The organism is uncultured Caulobacter sp. (assembly GCF_937900395.1).
Classification (GTDB): Bacteria; Pseudomonadota; Alphaproteobacteria; order Caulobacterales; family Caulobacteraceae; genus Caulobacter.
In genome coordinates this window covers 56,569-75,158 of sequence record NZ_CALCDX010000216.1, presented here as the reverse complement: position 1 = coordinate 75,158, position 18,590 = coordinate 56,569, and the positions used below count along the sequence as shown (strand labels likewise).

Here is an 18,590-nt window from a genome sequence, read left to right as displayed (position 1 = left end):
CTTTCTATTCAAGGACTGAACATGACGAAGACCGACGACACCGTCACCTTCCGGGTCGAGAACCGCATCGCGTGGGTGAAGTTCAATCGCCCCGACAAGCGCAACTGCATGAGCCCGACCCTGAACCGGCGGATGATGGAGGTGCTGGACGAGCTGGAATTCCGCGACGACGTCGGCGTGCTGGTGTTGACCGGCGAGGGCTCGGCCTGGTCGGCCGGCATGGACCTGAAGGAATACTTCCGCGAGACCGAGGCCCTGGGCCTGGGCGCGACCCGTCAGGCCCAGCGCGAGTCCTACGGCTGGTGGCGGCGCCTGCGCTGGTACCAGAAGCCGACGATCGCCATGGTCAATGGCTGGTGCTTCGGCGGCGGCTACGGTCCGCTCTATTCCTGCGACCTGGCCATCGCCGCTGACGAGGCGCAGTTCGCCCTGTCGGAGATCAACTGGGGCATCCTGCCCGGCGGCGGCGCCACCAAGGTGGTTGTCGACCTGATGCCGATGCGCGACGCCATGTATCACGCCATGACCGGCGAGCTGATCGACGGCCAGAAGGCCGCCGCCTGGCGCCTGGTCAATGAGAGCGTGCCGCTCGACAAGCTTGAGGCCCGCGTCCGTGAACTGGCCGAGGTGCTTCTGAAGAAGAACCCGGTGGCCCTGAAGGCGACCAAGGACGCGATCCGGCGGGTCAAGGAAATGACCTACGACAACGCCGAGGACTATCTGGTCCGCGCCCAAGAGGCGGCCAACTCGTTCGACAACGAGGGCCGCAAGGAAGGCATCAAGCAGTTCATCGACGACAAGACCTACAAGCCAGGGCTCGGGGCCTACAATCTCGCCAAATAGAGCGAGAGGGCTTCGGGGGGAAACAACAAGGAAGGCGAGAGCCGATGACGCCGACGGACCACGTCGCTCTCCAAGCGCGCCTGCAGCCCGACCGGCCGGCGGCCGTTGATCTGGCGAGCGGGCGTTCCTGGACCTATGCCGAGTTGGATGACGCCATCGCGCGCGCCGTTCGCGTGTTGCGTCAACGCGGCTTAGGGGAGGGGGATCGTTTCGCCACCCTCGCGCGCAACCGGGTGCTGCTCGCGGTCCTTCACCTGGCGTGCGCGCGGCTGGGCGCGATGTTCGTTCCGCTCAATTGGCGCCTTTCGCCGGCCGAGGTGGCCTCCCTCGTGGAGGACGCGGCGCCCGCCTTGATCGTTGGCGACGGCTTCCTGGCGGCGGCGGGGCTGCAGGGCCTCGATCTCGACGTCTTGCAGGCCGAGATCGACGCGGCCGAACCCGAGGCGGCGGGACCGGCGGACCGTGAGCGTCCTTCGCTGATCCTCTACACGTCCGGCACCTCGGGACGTCCCAAGGGCGCGATGCTCTCCGAGCGCAACCTGGACCAGACGGCCATCAACTTCGGTCGTCTTGGCAAGGTGACGCATGAGAGCGTCTTCCTGGTGGACGCGCCGATGTTCCACATCATCGGCCTGATCACCTCGATCCGGCCGGTCCTGATGCACGGCGGGACCATTCTGGTGTCGGACGGCTTCGAGCCCAGCCGGACCTTGGCCAGGCTTGGCGATCCCAAGCTGGGTGTGACCCATTATTTCTGCGTGCCGCAAATGGCCGCCATGCTGCGGGCGCAACCGGCCTTCGACGCCTCGGCGCTGAAACGGCTGACGGCGATCTTCACCGGCGGCGCGCCGCATCCGGCCTCCGATATCCGCGCCTGGCTGGCGCAGGGCATTCCGGTGGTCGACGGCTATGGCATGAGCGAGGCTGGGACCGTGTTCGGCATGCCCGCCGATCCGGTCTTGATCGACGGGCGGGCCGGGTCGGCGGGTCTGCCCATGCCGGCGGTCTTCACCCGCATCGTCGATGACCAGGACAACGATTGCCCGGCGGGCGTTCCGGGCGAACTGCTGCTGAAGGGCGACAACGTCTTCCTCGGTTATTGGCGGCGATCCGATGAGACCGCCCGCGCCTTTACCGCGGATGGCTGGTTCCGCACCGGCGACATTGCCGTGGCCGACGCCGAAGGCTATCACTGGTTGGTCGACCGCAAGAAGGACATGTTCATCTCGGGGGGCGAGAACGTCTATCCCGCCGAGATCGAGGCGGCCCTGGCCGACCATCCCACGATCCTCGAATGCGCGGTTGTCGGCGTGCCCGACCCGCAGTGGGGCGAGGTCGGCCATCTGGTGGCGACCTGTCGGGAGGGGACGGCGTTGGATCTGGCCGAGGTGCTTGCTCATCTCGAAAGCCGGCTGGCGCGCTACAAGCTTCCCAAGGGGCTGACTCTGGTCTCCGCCCTGCCGCGCACCGCCTCGGGCAAGATCCTGAAGACCGTTCTGAGAGAGCGCCTGACCGCCGAGCGGGCCTGAGCCCGCCCGCCTAGAGGTCGATTACGAGGCGAGGACCCAGCGCGCGCGAGCAGCAGGGCGTAAAGTGATCGCCCACCGCCTTCTCTTCATCGGTCTGAAAGGCGTCGCGATGGTCGATCTCGCCCTCGACGACCCGTGTCAGGCAGGTCCCGCAAACGCCCTGTTCGCAGGAGAGCGGCACGAAGACGCCCGCGGCCTCCAGGGCCTCCGCCGCCGTCTGGTCGGCCGTGACCGGCACGACCTGGCCGTTGCTGGCGAGGACGAGTTCAAAGGGCCGATTTTCGTTCGAAGCGATAGGGGCGGCGAAATGCTCCTTGCGAACCTGAGTGGTCGCCCATCCGCGCGCCGCTGCGCCCTCGGTCACGAAATTCATGAAACCCGTGGGGCCGCAGACATAGATCCGCCGCTCTAGCGTCGGCGTGGCGAGGATCTGGTCGAGGTCGAGGCGGGTGTCTGGCTCGTCGTCGAAAGACAGGCGCACCGATGATGCGAACGGCGCGCTCGTCAGTTCTTCGAGGAACGCCGCGCGAGACCGCGACCGCGCGCAATAGTAGAGCGTGAAGGGCGCCCCAAGCGCATGAAGCCGATGCGCCATGGCGAGGATCGGCGTCACCCCGACGCCGCCGGCGAACAACAAATGCTCGCGCCCGGCCTCGTCCAACGCGAAGAGGTTGCGCGGCGGACTGATCGTCAGCGTCGCGCCCTTGACCAAGGCGTCGTGCACGAAGGCCGAGCCGCCCCGCGACGTCGGCTCGCGCAAGACAGCGATCCGATAGCGGCTCGGATCAGCTGGGTCGTTGCACAAGGAGTACTGCCGAGTCAGGCCGTTGCCGAGGAAGAGGTCGACATGGGCGCCGGCGCTGAACGGCGGCAGTTCGCCGCCCTCGGCGTGGACGAGATCCAACCCGACAATGTCGTCCGCCACGGTGGCACGAGACGCGACGCGAACCTTGATCATCCGACGCGCGCCGCGGATTCTTGCGCGATGGCCTTATCGATCGCCATGCGCGAGCGCACGCCGCCAGCGTCGATGTTCAGCTTCAGCAGCTTGCGGTCGGGATAGGCTAGAAGGTTCTTCTGCTGACGTTCCAGCATCTCGAGGTCTTCGCCGAAGATCTTGCCTTGGCCTTCCCGGATCGTATCCGTCAGGGCGGCGTCCTGGACCGCGAAGCTGCGGGCCATGCCCCAGAAATAGTGGTGCGAGGTCTCGGTCTCGGGCGTGATGAAGTCCACGACGACGCTGGAAACTTTCTTGTCCGCAGGGGCGTGGTAGCCGCCGTTCCCGGCCAGGGCGACGCCGACCTCGATCATGACGTGGCTGGGCAGGGAGAAGCGGCAGATCTGCCAGCGATCGACCAAGGCGTCCTCGGGCAGGCCCGCGCCGCGCAAGGCCATGCGCCAGAAGGGCGGGGCGTGGATGCCCTCCATGAAGCGGCTCGTGACCACTTCGTCGCCCTCGAGCTTGGTCGTGACCGGCGCCTCGTCGATCTCCTTCTGACCGATGCTGGTGGCGTGGACGTAGGTTTCGTGGGTCAGGTCCATCAGATTGTCGACCATCAGCCGATAGTCGCAGGCGATGTGATAAAGCCCGCCGCCATAGGCCCAGTCCGGGCTCTCCGCCCAGAACAGCGGATGCAGCTTGGCGGGATCGGCCTGGGCCGGATCGCCTGGCCACACCCAGATGAAGCCGTAGCGTTCCAGCACCGGATAGGCCCGGATCGCGGGGAAGCCGCCGACCCTTTGACCCGGCATGGAAGACGCGCGACCGTCGCAGCCCATGGCCAGCCCGTGGTAGCCGCAGACCAGTTCGCCGTCCCGCACGAAACCCAATGACAGGGGCGCGCCGCGGTGCGGGCAGAAGTCCTCAAGGGCGACGGCCTGACCGTCCTTGCCGCGATGGAAAACGATGGCTTGGCCGCAGATGCGCCGACCCAGCGGCTTGTCGGCGATCTCGTTGGGCGTGCACGCGACGTACCAGGCGTCGAGCGGCCAGGGGGGGAGGGAAGTCGCTAGTTCAGTGCCCATCGTCGTTTCCTCAAGCGGTCTTTGGTCTTCGCCAATTGGATCCAATTGTCACGGCCGTGATGGCGGCGTCAAGATTGGATCCAATCTTGAGCTTGTGATGCGCTCGACCCGTCGGCTAGGGTTCGGCCATGGAGACGCCGAGGATGAAGCCGGGCCAGCGGGTGTTGATGGCCCTTCGCAAGATGATTGCCTCGGGCGAGATCAAAAGCGGCGAGCGCATCGCCGAGATCCCCACGGCGGCCGCGCTGGGCGTTTCACGGATGCCGGTGCGTACGGCGCTGCGCAGCCTGGAGCAGGAGGGGTTGGTCGTCAGGCTCGGCGCTCGCGGCTATGCGGCCCGTGGCGTCTCGATCGGCCAGATCCGCGACGCCATTGAAGTGCGAGGGGTCCTGGAAGGCTTCGCGGTTCGGCGCCTGGCTGAACAGGGGCTGGCGCCGGAGACGCATGACCGTCTGAGCAAGCTGATCAAGGAGGGGGAGGACCTGTTCGCCAAGGGGCAACTGACGTCCGAAGACCTCGATCGCTACGCCAGCTACAATCTGGCTTTCCACGACACCCTGGTGGCCGCCGCGGGCAACGCAGCGGTGGAGACCGCGTTGGCGCGCAATAACTTCGAGCCTTTCGCCGGGGCTGGAGCGCTGGCGCTCGACCTGACGGATCTGGCGGCTGAGTATGACCATCTCTTGGCGGCCCATCGCCAGCACAAGGCGGTGCTCGACGCGATCACGCGGGGCGATTTCCTGGCGGCCGAGCAGATCATGCGCGATCACGCTCTGGCCGCCGTCCGTAACGCGAAGGTCTTCGAGGCGGCCATGGCCGCCGGCTCACCTATTGGGGCGGCCCCCACCATCCGCGCGGACTGAAACTGGGCGCACGAGGGCTGGAACTCTGCTCGGAACCGCTTTAGAGCCATTCGAATACAGTTTACTCGGCATACGAATTTTCTCTTGGGATTTTGCTGATATGGAAGAGATCGCCGCTTTCGGCGTCCTGGGAAATCGCCTGGGATTGCAGCTGCACTATGCCGACGTGCGGGCGATGACCGGCCTTGGCGCCCGTCTGGCGCCGCTGGGTGTTACGCCGGCTCGGGCCACCGCGATCGTCTATATTGGTCTTCACCCGGGCTGTGATCAGACCACGCTTGGCCGAGCGCTGGGCGTTAATCGCGCCAGCACGGTGAAAGCCGTGGATGAGATGGAGGCGTTGGGCGCCATCGAGCGCCGCCCAGGCCGCGATCGGCGCACTAACGCCCTGCATCTGACCCCTGCCGGCGAGGCCTTGCGAGCCCGCATCGAACAGGAAACGGCGCTCCACGATCAGGAGGCCTTCGCGGTGCTCACGGACAAGGAACGCGAGCAACTCAGCCTGCTGCTGGCGAAGCTGCGCTAGCTAGGCCGCTGCCTATGTCACGGGCAGCCGCACGGTGAAGGCGCTGCCGCGGTTCTCTCCGGCGCTCTCCACGGTGATCACGCCGCCATGCAGGCTGACGAGCTGCTTGACGAGGGCGAGGCCGATCCCGAGACCGCCCTGCGCCTTGCCAAGGTGATCCTCCACCTGGGCGAAGATCTCGAAGATCTTTGACTGCATCTCGGCGGGAATGCCGACGCCGGTGTCGGACACCGTGATGGTCGCCCAGCCGTCCGCGGCGCTTGCGGTCAGGGAGACCTTGCCGCCGCTTGGCGTGTATTTGGCCGCGTTGTTCAGCAGGTTCGAGACGATCTGGGCCAGGCGGGTATGGTCGCCCTCCAGCCAGACCGGCGCGTCCGGGAGATTGGTGACGAAGCTGTGGCCGCCGGCGTCGATGGTGTGCTGGCTGGCGTCGATCGCTGACTGCAAGACCTCGCCCAGCTCCACCCGCGCCGTCTTCAGGACGATCTTGCCCTGGCTCACGCGTGAGACGTCCAGCAGGTCGTCGACCAGGTGGGTCAGATGCTCCAGCATGCGCTCCATGCGCACCCGGATATCGGCGGCCCGCTCGGGCGGGATGTCCTTGTTCAGCAAGTGCAGGCCGCCGCCGAGCGCGGCGACCGGGTTGCGCAGCTCGTGAGCCAAAACGGCCAGGAAGTTGTCCTTGTGGCGGTCGGCGCGCCGCAGAGCTTGGGCCGCGGCTTCGAGCTCGTCGCGCTGGGCTTCGATCTGCCGCCGCTGCTCGTAGAGGTCGAAGAAGACATTAGCCTTGCTGCGCAGGATGTGGGCCTCGATCGGCTTCTGGATGAAGTCGACCGCGCCGGCTTCGTAACCCCGGAAGCGACGCTGATTGCTGGCCGCGCCCGCCGTGACGAAGATGATGGGAATATGCCGCGCGCGCTCGCTGCCGCGCATGAATTCGGCAAGCTCGAAGCCGTCCATGCCGGGCATCTGCACGTCCAGCAAGGCCAGGGCCACTTCGTGCTCTAGCAGCAGCTCCAGCGCCTCTTCGCCCGACCTCGCCTTGAGGCACGTCAGGCCATCGCGCTGCAGCAGCGCCTCGAGGGCCAGGAGGTTCTCTTCAAGGTCATCGACCAGAAGGAAGTTGATCGGCTTGTCCGCTGTGGTCATGCGGTCCCCAAACTCGACAGGTAGGACGCGATCGCGTCGAGGGTCATTGTGGAGGCGGTCGGGCAGGCCTCCAAGGCGGCGTCGGGCATGGCCGTGGCGTAGGCCTCGGCGCGGTCCTGGACGATCGCCCTGCCGCCGGCCTCCAGCACCGCCTTGAGGCCCGCCGCGCCGTCGTGGTTGGCGCCGGTCATGATGACGCCGACAAGGCTCTCGCCATAGGCGTCGGCCGCGCTCTCAAACAGCACGTCGATCGAAGGCCGGGAGTAGTTGACCGGCTCGTCCGTGGAGAGCGCCAGGGTTCCGTCGGCTTCCACCAGCAGGTGGTAGTCGGAAGGCGCGAAGTAGATCACGCCGCCGACCAAAGGCTCCTTGTCCTCGGCCTCCTTCACCGTCAGGCGGCATTTGGCCTGCAGCAGCGGCACTAGGACGTTGTCGCGATCCGGCGGCACGTGGACGACCACCAGTATGGGCAGCGGGAAACCGGAGGGCAGGACGGGCAGCAAGGCCAGGAGCGCCTGCACGGCGCCGGCCGACGCGCCGATCACGATAAGGCGGACGCCGCTCATGGCTCGCGCCTTTGATAGATCTTCTCGGCGGCCGCGAACTCCGAGAAGGCCGCCGCGTGCGCCGAGAACCTGAGACTCTCCTTGGAGCCCAGGCCCAGGAAGCCCTTGCGCGTCAGGGATTCTCGGAAAAGGCCGATCGCGCGGTCCTGCAACGGACGATCGAAATAGATCATGACGTTGCGGCACGAGATCAGGTGCATCTCGGCGAACACCGCGTCCGTCACCAGGCTGTGGTCCGAGAAGACCACCCGGTTGCGCAGCGACTTGTCGAAGGCCGCGCGACCGTAGGCGGCCGTGTAGTAGTCGGAAAGCGAGGACTTGCCGCCGGACTTCTGGTGGTTCTCGGTGAACTTGCGGATGCGGTCCAGGGCGTAGACCCCGGCCTCAGCCGCGGCCAGCGCCTCGGGATTGATGTCCGTCGCGTAGAAGATCGTCCGATCGTAGAGACCTTCCTCGCGGAACAGGATGGCCAGCGAATAGACCTCCTCGCCGCTGCTGCAGCCGGCGATCCACACCTTCAGGGACGGATAGGTGCGCAGGTGCGGCACGACCTTCTCGCGCAGGGCGCGGAAGTAGGACGGGTCGCGGAACATCTCGCTCACCTGCACGGTGAGAAAGCCGAGCAGGCGCGGCAGCATGGCCGGATCGTGCAGCACGCGGTCCTGCATCGCCGACACCGAAGAGAAGCCCAGTTGGCTGCGCGCCTGGGTCAGGCGGCGCTTGATCGACGCGCGGGCATAATGGCGAAAGTCGTAGTGGTAGCGCTGGTAGAGCGCCTCCAGCAGCAGCTGGATCTCGAGGTCTTCGATCTCAGACACGCCTACCTCGGCATCCAGACGCGGACCAGCGACAGCAGTTTGTCGACGTCGATCGGCTTGGCCATGTAGTCGTTGGCGCCGGCTTCGATGCAGCGGGCCTGGTCGTCGGGCATGGCCTTGGCGGTCAGCATCAGGATCGGCAGCTTCGACCAGCGGGGATCGTCGCGGATCGTCCGGGTCGCCGTCAGGCCATCCATGACCGGCATCATCACGTCCATCAGGACAAGATCGATCTCCTTGGTGGGATCCTGAGCCGCGCGGCCAAGCGCGTCGATCGCCTCCTGGCCGTTGCGCGCGATCTCGACGACCGCGCCGCGGGGTTCGAGCACGTTGGTCAGCGAGTAGACGTTGCGGATGTCGTCCTCGACCACCAGGATCCGGCGGCCTTCCAGCACCGCGTCGCGATTGCGCGCCTTCTGGATCATCTTCTGCTGCTCGGGCGGCAGCGCCGCGACCACCTGGTGCAGGAACAGCGAGACCTCGTCCAAGAGGCGCTCGGGCGACTTGGCGCCCTTGATGATGATCGAGCTGGAATAGCGGCGCAGGCGCTGCTCGTCGTCGGGCGACAGGTCGTGACCCGTATAGACGATGACGGGCGGGAAGGCGTGGTCGCCATCCTGGCTGAGCGTCTCCAGCAGCGAATAGCCCGAGGCGTCCGGCAGCGAGAGATCCAGCACCATGCAGTCGAAGGTCTCGCGCTTGAGCGCGTCCAGGCACTCGGCGGCCGTGCCGACGCCGACCGTCTCGACATCGCCGGATGTCAGGAGCTTGCCCACCGCCTCGCGCTGGACGCGGTCGTCCTCGACGATCAGCACGCGACGCACGGTGCTGGCCAGCTTGGCTTCGAGGATCTTCAGCACCTCGGCCAGATCGTCCCGCTTTACCGGTTTGACCAGGTAGCCGATCGCGCCCAGCGAAAGCGCCGTCTGGCTGTGGTCCTCGGCCGAGATCACGTGGATCGGGATGTGTCGCGTGGCGTCGTCGCGCTTGAGGCGGTCCAGAACCAGAAGGCCGGATTCATCGGGCAGGCCCACGTCCAGCACGACCGCGCTGGGCTTGAACTCGCGGGCCAGTTTGACGGCTTCCTCGGCCGTGCCCGCCACCAGGCACTGGAAGCCCTGCTCGCGCGACAGGTCGCGGACGATGCCGGCGAAGGTGTCATCGTCCTCGACGACCAGCAAAACGCGCCGCGCGCCGAGGGCGTGATCACGATCGTCTTCGACCGTCTTTGGCGGGGAGGTCCGTTTCGCACGAGGCCGAGGCGTGGGCGCCGCGACGGGGGCCTCGCTCAGGCGCGGCGGCTCGCGCGGCGCCACGCGCGTCGGATCGTAAGCCAGGGGAATGGTGACGGTGAAGGTGCTGCCTTCGCCGGGCTGGCTTTCCAAGCTGATCGACCCGCCCAGCAGGCGCGAAAGCTGGCGACTGATCGACAGGCCAAGGCCGGTGCCGCCGTATTTGCGGCTGATGGTGCCGTCGGCCTGACGGAACGCTTCGAAAATGGCTTCCTGCTGTTCACGGGAGACGCCGATGCCAGTGTCCTTGACCGAGAACGCGATGTGCTCGTCGCCCGCCGAAGCGATCCTCAGCGTTACGCCGCCTTTTTCGGTGAACTTGAAGGCGTTTGAGAGGAGGTTCTTCAGCACCTGTTCCAGCCGCTGGCGATCGGTCTCGATCACCTTGGGCGCGCCTTCGGCCACCTCGATGTTGAAGTCGAGGCCTCGGTTGTCGGCGACGGGATTGAACAGCTGACGCAGGTCGCCCGTCAGGCGCTGCAGCGAGACGGTCTCGGGGCGCACCTCGACGTGACCGGCCTCGATCTTCGACAGATCGAGGATGTCGTTGATCAGGTTGAGCAGGTCGTTGCCCGAGGACTCGATCGTTTGGGCGAACTTCACCTGTTCCGTCGATAGATTGCCGTTGGGATTGTCGCTGAGCAGTTTGGAGAGGATCAGCAGTGAGTTGAGCGGCGTGCGCAGCTCATGGGACATGTTGGCCAGGAAGTCGGACTTGTACTGGCTGGCCTGCTCCAGCTCGCGCGCTTTCAAGGCCACGGCCGCGCTGGTCCGCTCCAGCTCGTCGCGCTGGGTCTCCAGCATCTGGGCCTGTTCTTCCAACTGGCTGTTTGTCTGTTCCAGCTCGGCCTGCTGCTGTTCCAGGCGGGTCTGGGACTCTTTCAGGGCGCGGCCTTGCTCCTCCAGCTCCTCGTTGGAGACGCGCAGCTCTTCGCTCTGAACCTGCAATTCCTCCGATTGGCGTTGGGTCTCTTCCAGCGTGTCCTGCAGCTCGGCGCGGTAGCGGGCCGAACGCAGTCCGACGCCGATCGCGCCCGAAGCCTGGTTCAGCAACTCCACGACCCGATCGTCGACCGGGTGCAGGAAGCCCAGCTCGATCACGGCGTTGACCACGCCGTCGGCCTTCACCGGCACGATGACCAGGTGACGGGGCTTATCCTGGCCCAAGGCGGAGCCGATGGTGATGTAGCCGTCCGGCACGTCTCGGACGATCGTCGCCTGGCCTTCGGCCGCCACCTTGCCCAGCAGGCCTTCCTTGAGGTTGAAGCGCTCCGGGGTCTGGGCGTCGGCGGGGATGCCCAGGCTGGCGGCGCGATAGAAGTGACCGCCGTGGCCCTTGAACAGCGCCCCGGCCTGGAACCCCAGATATTGCGACAGGAACGCCAGGATATTGTCCGCCAGCATTTCCACGGAAAGGTCGCCCATCATCGCCGAGCCAAGACCCACTTGGCCGGCTTGCAGCCACTCCTCGCGCGCCTGAGCGCGGGCGGCGCGGCGGATCAGATAGAACACCGCCAAGGTCAGGACCCCGCCGAGCGCGCTGGCCAGCACGCCGCTGAGCAGGGCGGTGTTGTACGCCGCGCCCATGGTCGTCAGACGCAAGGCGCGCAGACGGCTTTCTTCCTGCCGCATGACGCCGATCTGGCGGCGGATCGCGTCCATCTCGGCCTTGCCGCGATCGGTGTTGACCACGGCGAGAGCGGCTTGAGCGCCAATGGTGCGGCGTAGAGTGATCGTCTCGTCCAGCTCCTCGAGCTTGGCCGCGATCTGGCGCTTAAGGACCTTGAGATTGGCCTGCTGCGTGGGATTGTCCCGTGTCAGGTTCTCCACCGCCTCGGTTCGTGAAGCAACGGCGGAGACGGCGGCCTGATAGGGTTCGAGGTAGCGGTCGTTGCCCGTCAGCAGATAGCCCCGCTGTCCCGTCTCGGTGTCCTGCACGGTGGACAGCAGATCATCGATCGCCATCAGCACGTCGTGGGAATGCCAGATCTTCTGGCTATTGCTCCGCAGCATCTCGACATTGCGATAGGCGACAAGTCCGCTGCCCAGAAAGAACAGCAGCACCAGAGTCAGGCCCAGGGTCGCCCAGACCTCCATCCGGGACCAGGGCAGGGACGAACGCGATGAGCTTGTGGTCGACATGAAAGTCCCGAAGGCGAAACGCTAGAACGCTAGACGATGAATTGCTGGGGAGTTTGGCGCGAACACAATGTCGCGCGCGCCAATGAGTCCGCGCTCCGTCCGCGACCCTCGACGCCAAACACTGTCGTCAAAATGAACACCACGCCCCCGTGCGCGCAGCTGCGCGTAGGGTCCCAAACGCCATCGCACGGCAAAGGTTCCCCGAGTTCACGCGTCCTTTCCCCACTTCCTTGTCTAGAAGGGCTTGGCCGTGAGGGTTATGCCTACTGTACGTGGATCGCCCAAGATGGCGGTGTAGGGTGTGATGGTCGTGGCGGCGGCGAAGGCGGCGGCGTATCGCTTGTCGAACAGGTTCTTGGACCACAGCGTCACCGACCAGCGCTCGTCGCGACCTTTCAGCCCGATCCCCGCGTTCGTCAGGGCGTAGCCGTCCTGGCGGCCATAAGACGAGAGCGGATTGAGGTTGGCGCGGCTCCGCCACGTTTCGTTGGCGTAGGCAAAGAGCGATAGACCGCCCGCCAGCGGTTGTTCCCAGCGCGCGCTGAGGGCGCCCGTCCAGTTGGGAGCGAACGGCGCCGACTTGCCCGAAAGGTCCACTGAGGTCGGCGCGCCGACATAGGTGTACTCGGCGGGCGGCGGCGCGTTCTGGTAGGAGACGTAGATCGCCTCGCCCCAGGCGGTGCTGAACGACAGGTTCAGGTGGTCGGAAACCTGGGCGACGCCTTCCACCTCGACGCCTCGCAGTCGAACCTTGCCGACATTGGACAGGTAGGTGCGAGTGCTCGTGGGGTCGCTGAGCGTGGCCTGATAGCCGTCGATCGTGTTGTTGTAGAGGTTGGTGTTGAGCGTGGCGCGGCCGCCGAGCAGGGTGGTCTTGATCCCCAGCTCGTAGTCCATCGACTTTTCGGGGCCGATGATCACAGCGTCGCCGACCTTTGCGCCCAGGTTGGCCGCGCCGGATTTCTCGCCATAGCTGGCGCTGGCGTAGGCCAGGATGTTGTCGCTGATCTTGTACGACGGGTTGATCAGCCAGGAGATGGAGCCGTCGTCCTTCTTACCGCTAACCGTGTAGGCTGGTCCGGTCGCGGCCGCGCGATACGGAGAGAGGACGGCCGGTAGGGCCGCGCCGCCAAACGAGAGCACCCGGTTCGAAGCCTCGCGGGACTCGTGAGTGTATCTCAGGCCGGCGGTCACGGTGGCGCGCTCGCTCACATGCCATGCAGCCTGGCCGAAGATCGCCGCGCTCGTGGTGTCGGCCGCGCCCACTTGATCGCCTTCGACGCCGTCCAGGACGGCGGCCGGTAGGGTCGGGGAGAGGAAGAAGGCTGACGCCTTCGAGAGCAGCTCAACGCGGTAGTTGCTGCGCACCTGCTGCCGCAGAAGATAGATCCCCGTCTGCCAATCGACCCTGTCACCGGTCGGCGAGGCCAGTCGCAGCTCCTGTGAGAACTGATCGACATCGACATCATAGCCCGCCCGGAAGATCGGGTAGGGCGTATAGTCGCCGTCGTTGTGGGGACGGTAGTACAGCCGCCGCCAGGCGCTGACCGAGGTCAGGGTGTTTGCGCCGAGCTTGAGCTCGGCGATGTTTGACACCCCGTCCGTCTTGGAGATCAGGCGTTCCTGAGTGTCCAGCTTGGCGTCCTTGATGTCATAGGACGAGGCGTAGCCGAACGCCGTCTGCAGCTTGCGCGCCCAGCCATTCCGGACGGTTCCGTTGACGTAGGTGAGGGGATCGCCCACCGGCGGGTAGTAGTTGTTGTACTCGTCGGTGTCGTAGTGTTCGACGATCAGCCGGTCGCTGAAGGACGGGTTGGGATCGAACAGCAGCTGGCCGCGGACCGCCCATCGCCGATTGTCCAGATAGTCCTTGCCGTCGACCTTGTTGGTGATCCAGCCGCCGCCGGTGTCGCCGTACAGCGTTAGGCGTCCGGCGATCTTGTCGGCGACGAGCGGGCCCGAAATGTTCGCGCGGACCTGATAATGCTCGCGGCTTGAAATCGTCGCGCTGACCGTGGCGTCTGGCCGATAGGACGGCGCCTTGGTCGTCACGATCAGCGCGCCCAGGGTCGTGTTCTTGCCCAGCAGCGTGCCTTGCGGACCGCGAGCCAGCTCGATGTGGTCGAGGTCGACGAAGTCGAGCCATGAAAACCCGGGGTGGGTGAAGAAGACGCCATCGACGATCAAGCCCACGCCCGCTTCCGAACCGTCGCTGTTGGCGTTGCCCCCCAGCCCCCGCACGGTCAGTGTGGATACCCGCGTGTTCTGCTGCAGGGCCGCGAAATTGGCGATCTTGGCCGCGTAGTCGGCCACCCGGTCGAGGCGTTCGGCCTTCAGCACCTGGCCGGAGACGGCCGACACCGTGATCGGCACGTCCTGGAGCTTCTCCTCGCGGCGGCGCGCCGTGATGGTGATCTGATCCACCGCTTGGCCGGCTTCCGCCTCCGCCGCGGCGGAGGGACTGATCTCACGGGCCTCAGCGACGTCGCTCATAACAGCGCAAGCCAGAACGCTTGCGCCGACGAGCAGCCGCGCCTTTGGACTATCGGTTTTACTACTGGTCATCATGCCCCCGAAGAACCCGCGGGCTTACGCCTCGTCTGAGTCCCGAAATCCTATTTATCTGATAGGTTTTTTCAGGAGGCGCAAACCCAGAAGGCTTCAAAGCGTGACTGGGATTTCTGAATGGGCGCGCACGCCGTTGCGATCGGCCAGGGAGGGCAGCGGGCGTCCCGGTCGACTGGGTCGTCTTTATGCAATCCTTATACGCCGCCCGCTCTTCCGCATCGCGCCTTTACGCGCCTTCATGGTCCCTGGCCTCCAACACTAAGGAGGCCTTGATGGCTGATCTTCTCTATGGGGCGCTGGCCTTGGGCTTGTTCGCCCTGTTCGGCGCTTTCGTCGCCGCGCTGAGGCGCGTCTGACGATGTTCGTGAACATCCTGTGGGGCGCCGGCGCGATCGTGATCGCTGGCTACATGGTCGCGGCGATGCTGCGACCCGACAAGTTCTGACGGACAACTTCCATGACATGGCAAGGATGGGCGGAGATCGCCCTCACCCTCGGCCTAGCGGTCGCCATCGGCTGGCCGCTGGGTGTCTTTCTTTCGCGCGTCTGGAACGGCGAGAAAACCTTCCTCGACCCCGTGATGCGTCCGGTTGAGGGCCTATTCTACAAGGCCTGCGGCGTTGATCCGACCAAGAGCCAGAGCTGGCACGCCTACGCCCTGGCTCTGTTGGCCTTCAATCTGGTCGGCTTCATCTTCGTCTACGCGGTGCTGCGCTTGCAGGGCGTCTTGCCGTTGAACCCGCAGGGCTTCCCCGGGCTTTCGGGGCACCTGTCGTTCAACACGGCGATCAGCTTCGTCACTAACACCAACTGGCAGAGCTATGCGGGCGAGAGCACGATGTCGACGCTCAGTCAGATGCTCGTGCTGACGGTGCAGAACTTCGTCTCGGCCGCCACTGGCGCGACCGTCGCGGCGGCTCTCGCGCGGGCGTTCGTCGCCAATCGCGGGGAGGGCGTCGGCAACTTCTGGGCCGACCTGATCCGCACGACGCTCTACCTGCTGCTGCCGCTGGCGTTCGTGGTCGCGATCGTCCTGGTCGCCCTGGGGCTGCCGCAGACCCTGGCCGCTAGCGTCACCGCCCATACGCTCGAGGGCGCCGACCAGAAGATCTCGCTCTACGCCGTGGCCTCTCAGGAGGCGATCAAGATGCTGGGCATCAACGGCGGCGGGATCTTCAACGCCAACTCGGCCCATCCCTTCGAGAACCCAACGCCGCTGACCAACCTGATCACGGCGGTCTCGATCAACACCCTGGGCTGGGCGGCCTTCTTCGCCTTCGGTCGCATGGTGCTGGCCAAGAAGGACGTTCGCGCTCTGGTCATCGCCGCCTTCGTGCTGCTGTTCGCCGGGGCGGCGGGCGTCTACGCGACGGAGACCCAGGCCCCCCCTGCCCAGGTCGCCGCCAAGGTCGACGCCTCGGTGAACATGGAGGGCAAGGAGGTCCGCTTCGGCGCGCCCGCCACGGCCGCGTGGGTCGCCATGACCACCGGCGCCTCGAACGGCTCGGTCAACGGCATGCATTCCAGCCTGATGCCCCTGGGCGGCGGCATCGCCATGTTCCTGATGCAGCTGGGCGAGATCCTGCCCGGCGGCATCGGCTCGGGCGTCGCCATCATGGTCGTCATGGCCTTGCTGTCGGTGTTCGTCGCCGGGCTGATGGTCGGCCGTACGCCCGAGTACCTCGGCAAAAAGGTCGAGGCCCGCGAGATCCAGTTCTCGATCCTGGCGGTGGTGATCATCCCGCTGTCGATGCTGGGCTTCTCAGGCCTGGCCGCCGTGCTGCCCGAGGCGCTGAAGGGCCTGATGCACAGCGGCCCGCACGGCCTGTCGGAGATCCTCTACGCCTATGTCTCAGGGACGGCCAACAACGGCTCCGCCTTCGCGGGCCTGACCGCCAATGCGCCCTGGTGGGACGTGACGCTGGGGATCGCCATGGCGATGGGCCGCTTCTTGCCGATCGTCGCGGTGCTGGCCATCGCCGGCAACCTGGCGGCCAAGCCCAAGCTCGCCCCCACCGCCGGCACGCTGCCGACCGACGGCGGCCTCTTCGTCGGCCTCCTGATCGGGGTGATCCTGATCCTGGGCGGCCTGCAATTCTTCCCCGCGATGGCGCTGGGACCGATCGTCGAGCACTTCCAAGCGCTCGGCGCGGTCGCGGCCCTCCGCTGAGTGGTGATCCCATGAGTTCGATAGACATCCATGCCGATCATGGCCGACGCGCCCTGGCCGGCGGCCTCTCCAGCGCCGTCCTGGCCCGCGCGGCCAAGGAGGCGTTCCTCAAGCTCGATCCGCGCAAGCTGACCGGCAATCCGGTGATCTTCGCCACCTGGCTGGTGGCGCTGCTGTCGACCGTCTCGGCGGTCGCCGCCGTGGCGGCTCACCAGGCGTCGGGCTTCGCCATCCAGGTCGCCGTCTGGCTGTGGGCCACGGTGCTGTTCGCCAACCTCGCCGAAAGCGTCGCCGAGGGGCGGGGCAAGGCGGCCGCCGACAGCCTTCGCGCCACCCGCGTGACGACCAAGGCCAAGCTGATTATCGATCCGAAGACCGGCACATGGATTCCGACCCCGGCCCACAAACTGGGCATGGGCGAGGTGATCCTGGTCGAGGCCGGCGACGTGATCCCGACCGACGGCGAGATCATCGAGGGCATGGCCAGTGTCAACGAGGCGGCCATCACCGGCGAAAGCGCCCCCGTCATTCGCGAGAGCGGCGGCGACCGCTCGGCCGTCACCGGCGGCACCACCGTGGTCTCCGACTGGATCAAGGTTCGCGTCACCGCCGAGGCTGGCTCGACCTTCCTCGACCGCATGATCGCCATGGTCGAAGGCGCGGACCGTCGCAAGACGCCGAACGAGATCGCCCTGGCCGTGCTGCTGGCTGGCCTGACCCTGATCTTCCTGATCGCGGTGGTGACCCTGCTGGGCTTGGGCAAGTTCTCGGGCGTGGCCTTGGACCCGCTGGTGCTGGGCGCGCTGTTCATCACCTTGATCCCGACCACCATCGGCGGCCTGCTCTCGGCCGTCGGCATCGCCGGCATGGACCGGCTGCTGAAGGTCAACGTCCTGGCGACCTCCGGCCGCGCGGTCGAGGCGGCGGGCGACGTCGACACCCTGTTGCTGGACAAGACCGGCACCATCACCTTCGGCAACCGCATGGCCACCGAGGTCATCCCAGCGCCGGGCGTGCGTCCGGACACGGCGATGAAGGCGGCCCTGATGGCCTCGCTGGCCGACGAGACGCCGGAAGGCCGCTCGATCGTCGAACTGGCCCGTAACGCCGGCCTGACCGTCGAGCCGCCCGAAGGCGCGACCTCGATTCCGTTCACGGCCCAGACCCGTCAGTCGGGCCTGGATCACGACGGCCGCAGTTGGCGCAAGGGCGCGGTCGACGCCGTCTACCGTTCGCTGGCGCTGGAGCCCAAAAGCATACCGGTCGAGCTGACCGCCGCCATCGACCGTATCGCTCGCGCGGGCGGGACCCCGCTGGCGGTCAGCGAAGATGGCGTCCTGGTAGGCGTCATCCACCTGAAGGACGTCGTCAAACCCGGCGTGAAGGAACGCTTCGCCGACCTGCGCCGCATGGGCCTGCGCACGGTGATGATCACCGGCGACAACCCGGTGACCGCCGCGGCCATCGCCTCCGAAGCCGGGGTCGACGACTTCCTGGCCGAGGCGACGCCCGAGGACAAGCTGCGGCTGATCCGGGAAGAGCAGGGCAAGGGCCGCCTGGTGGCCATGTGTGGCGACGGCGCCAACGATGCGCCCGCGCTCGCCCAGGCCGACGTCGGCGTCGCCATGCAGACCGGCGCCCAGGCCGCCCGCGAGGCCGGCAACATGGTCGATCTCGACAGCGATCCCACCAAGGTCATCGAGATCGTCGAGGTCGGCAAGCAGATGCTGATCACCCGCGGCGCCCTGACGACCTTCTCGATCGCCAACGACGTGGCCAAGTACTTCGCCATCATCCCGGCGATGTTCGTGGTGTCGCTGCCGGCCCTGGGCGCGCTGAACGTGATGAAGCTGCACAGCCCGCAGAGCGCCATCCTGTCGGCGGTGATCTTCAACGCCCTGGTGATCGTCGCCCTGATCCCGCTGGCCCTGAAGGGCGTGAAGTACCGCGCCGTCGGCGCCGGCAAGCTGCTGTCGCGCAACCTGACCCTCTACGGCCTAGGCGGCCTGATCGCGCCGTTCGTCGGCATCAAGCTGATCGATCTCGTGGTCTCGGCCCTGGGTCTGGCGTAAACACGAGTCCTCGGAGAGTCATCCGTC

The 18,590-nt window shown here is 66.4% G+C and carries 13 protein-coding genes; 6 read left to right on the top strand and 7 right to left on the bottom strand.

The window, feature by feature from the left end:
* Positions 1-21: 21 nt before the first annotated feature.
* Both Q0379_RS19275 and Q0379_RS19270 read left to right on the top strand, forming a co-directional pair.
* The gene (locus Q0379_RS19275; RefSeq protein WP_299015442.1) at positions 22-843 is read left to right on the top strand and encodes a p-hydroxycinnamoyl CoA hydratase/lyase; all 822 of its coding nucleotides are present in this window, start codon (positions 22-24) and stop codon (positions 841-843) included.
* 44 nt (positions 844-887) lie between these two features.
* A complete protein-coding gene (locus Q0379_RS19270) occupies positions 888-2,372 on the top strand; it encodes an AMP-binding protein (RefSeq protein WP_299015439.1) in 1,485 nt (494 codons plus the stop codon).
* Positions 2,373-2,382: 10 nt separating this feature from the next.
* Here Q0379_RS19270 and Q0379_RS19265 read toward each other — a convergent pair whose 3' ends face one another.
* Both Q0379_RS19265 and Q0379_RS19260 read right to left on the bottom strand, forming a co-directional pair.
* Positions 2,383-3,330 (bottom strand): PDR/VanB family oxidoreductase, encoded by a 948-nt coding sequence (locus Q0379_RS19265; RefSeq protein WP_299015436.1) that lies wholly within the window; start codon positions 3,328-3,330, stop codon positions 2,383-2,385.
* Entirely contained in the window at positions 3,327-4,397 is a 1,071-nt protein-coding gene (locus Q0379_RS19260; RefSeq protein WP_299015433.1) for an aromatic ring-hydroxylating dioxygenase subunit alpha, read from the bottom strand. The genes Q0379_RS19265 and Q0379_RS19260 overlap by 4 nt, the downstream gene beginning before the upstream one ends.
* 128 nt (positions 4,398-4,525) lie before the next feature.
* Here Q0379_RS19260 and Q0379_RS19255 point away from each other — a divergent pair, with 128 nt between their 5' ends.
* Together Q0379_RS19255 and Q0379_RS19250 are read left to right on the top strand one after the other, a co-directional pair.
* Positions 4,526-5,260, top strand: coding sequence for a GntR family transcriptional regulator (locus tag Q0379_RS19255; RefSeq protein ID WP_299015430.1), 735 nt, complete (start codon positions 4,526-4,528; stop codon positions 5,258-5,260).
* Positions 5,261-5,360: 100 nt separating this feature from the next.
* Entirely contained in the window at positions 5,361-5,786 is a 426-nt protein-coding gene (locus tag Q0379_RS19250; RefSeq protein ID WP_066685455.1) for a MarR family transcriptional regulator, read from the top strand.
* Between the two features lie 12 nt (positions 5,787-5,798).
* Here the strand turns inward: Q0379_RS19250 and Q0379_RS19245 are convergent, their stop codons facing one another.
* From Q0379_RS19245 to Q0379_RS19225, 5 genes are all read right to left on the bottom strand, one after another.
* Positions 5,799-6,935, bottom strand: a complete 1,137-nt coding sequence (locus Q0379_RS19245; RefSeq protein WP_299015423.1) for a hybrid sensor histidine kinase/response regulator — start codon at positions 6,933-6,935, stop codon at positions 5,799-5,801.
* Positions 6,932-7,501, bottom strand: a complete 570-nt coding sequence (locus Q0379_RS19240) for a chemotaxis protein CheB (RefSeq protein ID WP_299015418.1) — start codon at positions 7,499-7,501, stop codon at positions 6,932-6,934. Before Q0379_RS19240 ends, Q0379_RS19245 begins: the two co-directional genes overlap by 4 nt.
* Positions 7,498-8,319 (bottom strand): CheR family methyltransferase, encoded by an 822-nt coding sequence (locus tag Q0379_RS19235; protein WP_299015415.1) that lies wholly within the window; start codon positions 8,317-8,319, stop codon positions 7,498-7,500. The genes Q0379_RS19240 and Q0379_RS19235 overlap by 4 nt, the downstream gene beginning before the upstream one ends.
* A 2-nt stretch (positions 8,320-8,321) precedes the next feature.
* Positions 8,322-11,753 carry a response regulator gene (locus Q0379_RS19230; RefSeq protein WP_366519338.1) on the bottom strand — a complete coding sequence of 1,144 codons (3,432 nt, stop codon included), beginning with the start codon at positions 11,751-11,753 and terminating at the stop codon, positions 8,322-8,324.
* Between the two features lie 234 nt (positions 11,754-11,987).
* Positions 11,988-14,246 carry a TonB-dependent receptor gene (locus Q0379_RS19225; protein ID WP_299015412.1) on the bottom strand — a complete coding sequence of 753 codons (2,259 nt, stop codon included), beginning with the start codon at positions 14,244-14,246 and terminating at the stop codon, positions 11,988-11,990.
* Positions 14,247-14,778: 532 nt separating this feature from the next.
* On the opposite strand from Q0379_RS19225, the gene kdpA reads away from it, so the two are divergent.
* Positions 14,779-16,491, top strand: a complete 1,713-nt coding sequence (kdpA, locus tag Q0379_RS19220; RefSeq protein WP_299015409.1) for a potassium-transporting ATPase subunit KdpA — start codon at positions 14,779-14,781, stop codon at positions 16,489-16,491.
* An 11-nt stretch (positions 16,492-16,502) separates the two neighbouring features.
* Entirely contained in the window at positions 16,503-18,563 is a 2,061-nt protein-coding gene (gene kdpB / locus Q0379_RS19215) for a potassium-transporting ATPase subunit KdpB (protein ID WP_299015406.1), read from the top strand.
* Positions 18,564-18,590: the final 27 nt, after the last annotated feature.

Coding starts and splice junctions, on each gene's coding strand:
- Q0379_RS19275 (WP_299015442.1), top strand. CDS start 22: ATGACGAAGACCGACGACACCGTCACCTTCCGGGTCGAGAACCGCATC.
- Q0379_RS19270 (WP_299015439.1), top strand. CDS start 888: ATGACGCCGACGGACCACGTCGCTCTCCAAGCGCGCCTGCAGCCCGAC.
- Q0379_RS19265 (WP_299015436.1), bottom strand. CDS start 3,330: ATGATCAAGGTTCGCGTCGCGTCTCGTGCCACCGTGGCGGACGACATT.
- Q0379_RS19260 (WP_299015433.1), bottom strand. CDS start 4,397: ATGGGCACTGAACTAGCGACTTCCCTCCCCCCCTGGCCGCTCGACGCC.
- Q0379_RS19255 (WP_299015430.1), top strand. CDS start 4,526: ATGGAGACGCCGAGGATGAAGCCGGGCCAGCGGGTGTTGATGGCCCTT.
- Q0379_RS19250 (WP_066685455.1), top strand. CDS start 5,361: ATGGAAGAGATCGCCGCTTTCGGCGTCCTGGGAAATCGCCTGGGATTG.
- Q0379_RS19245 (WP_299015423.1), bottom strand. CDS start 6,935: ATGACCACAGCGGACAAGCCGATCAACTTCCTTCTGGTCGATGACCTT.
- Q0379_RS19240 (WP_299015418.1), bottom strand. CDS start 7,501: ATGAGCGGCGTCCGCCTTATCGTGATCGGCGCGTCGGCCGGCGCCGTG.
- Q0379_RS19230 (WP_366519338.1), bottom strand. CDS start 11,753: ATGTCGACCACAAGCTCATCGCGTTCGTCCCTGCCCTGGTCCCGGATG.
- Q0379_RS19225 (WP_299015412.1), bottom strand. CDS start 14,246: ATGAGCGACGTCGCTGAGGCCCGTGAGATCAGTCCCTCCGCCGCGGCG.
- kdpA (WP_299015409.1), top strand. CDS start 14,779: ATGACATGGCAAGGATGGGCGGAGATCGCCCTCACCCTCGGCCTAGCG.
- kdpB (WP_299015406.1), top strand. CDS start 16,503: ATGAGTTCGATAGACATCCATGCCGATCATGGCCGACGCGCCCTGGCC.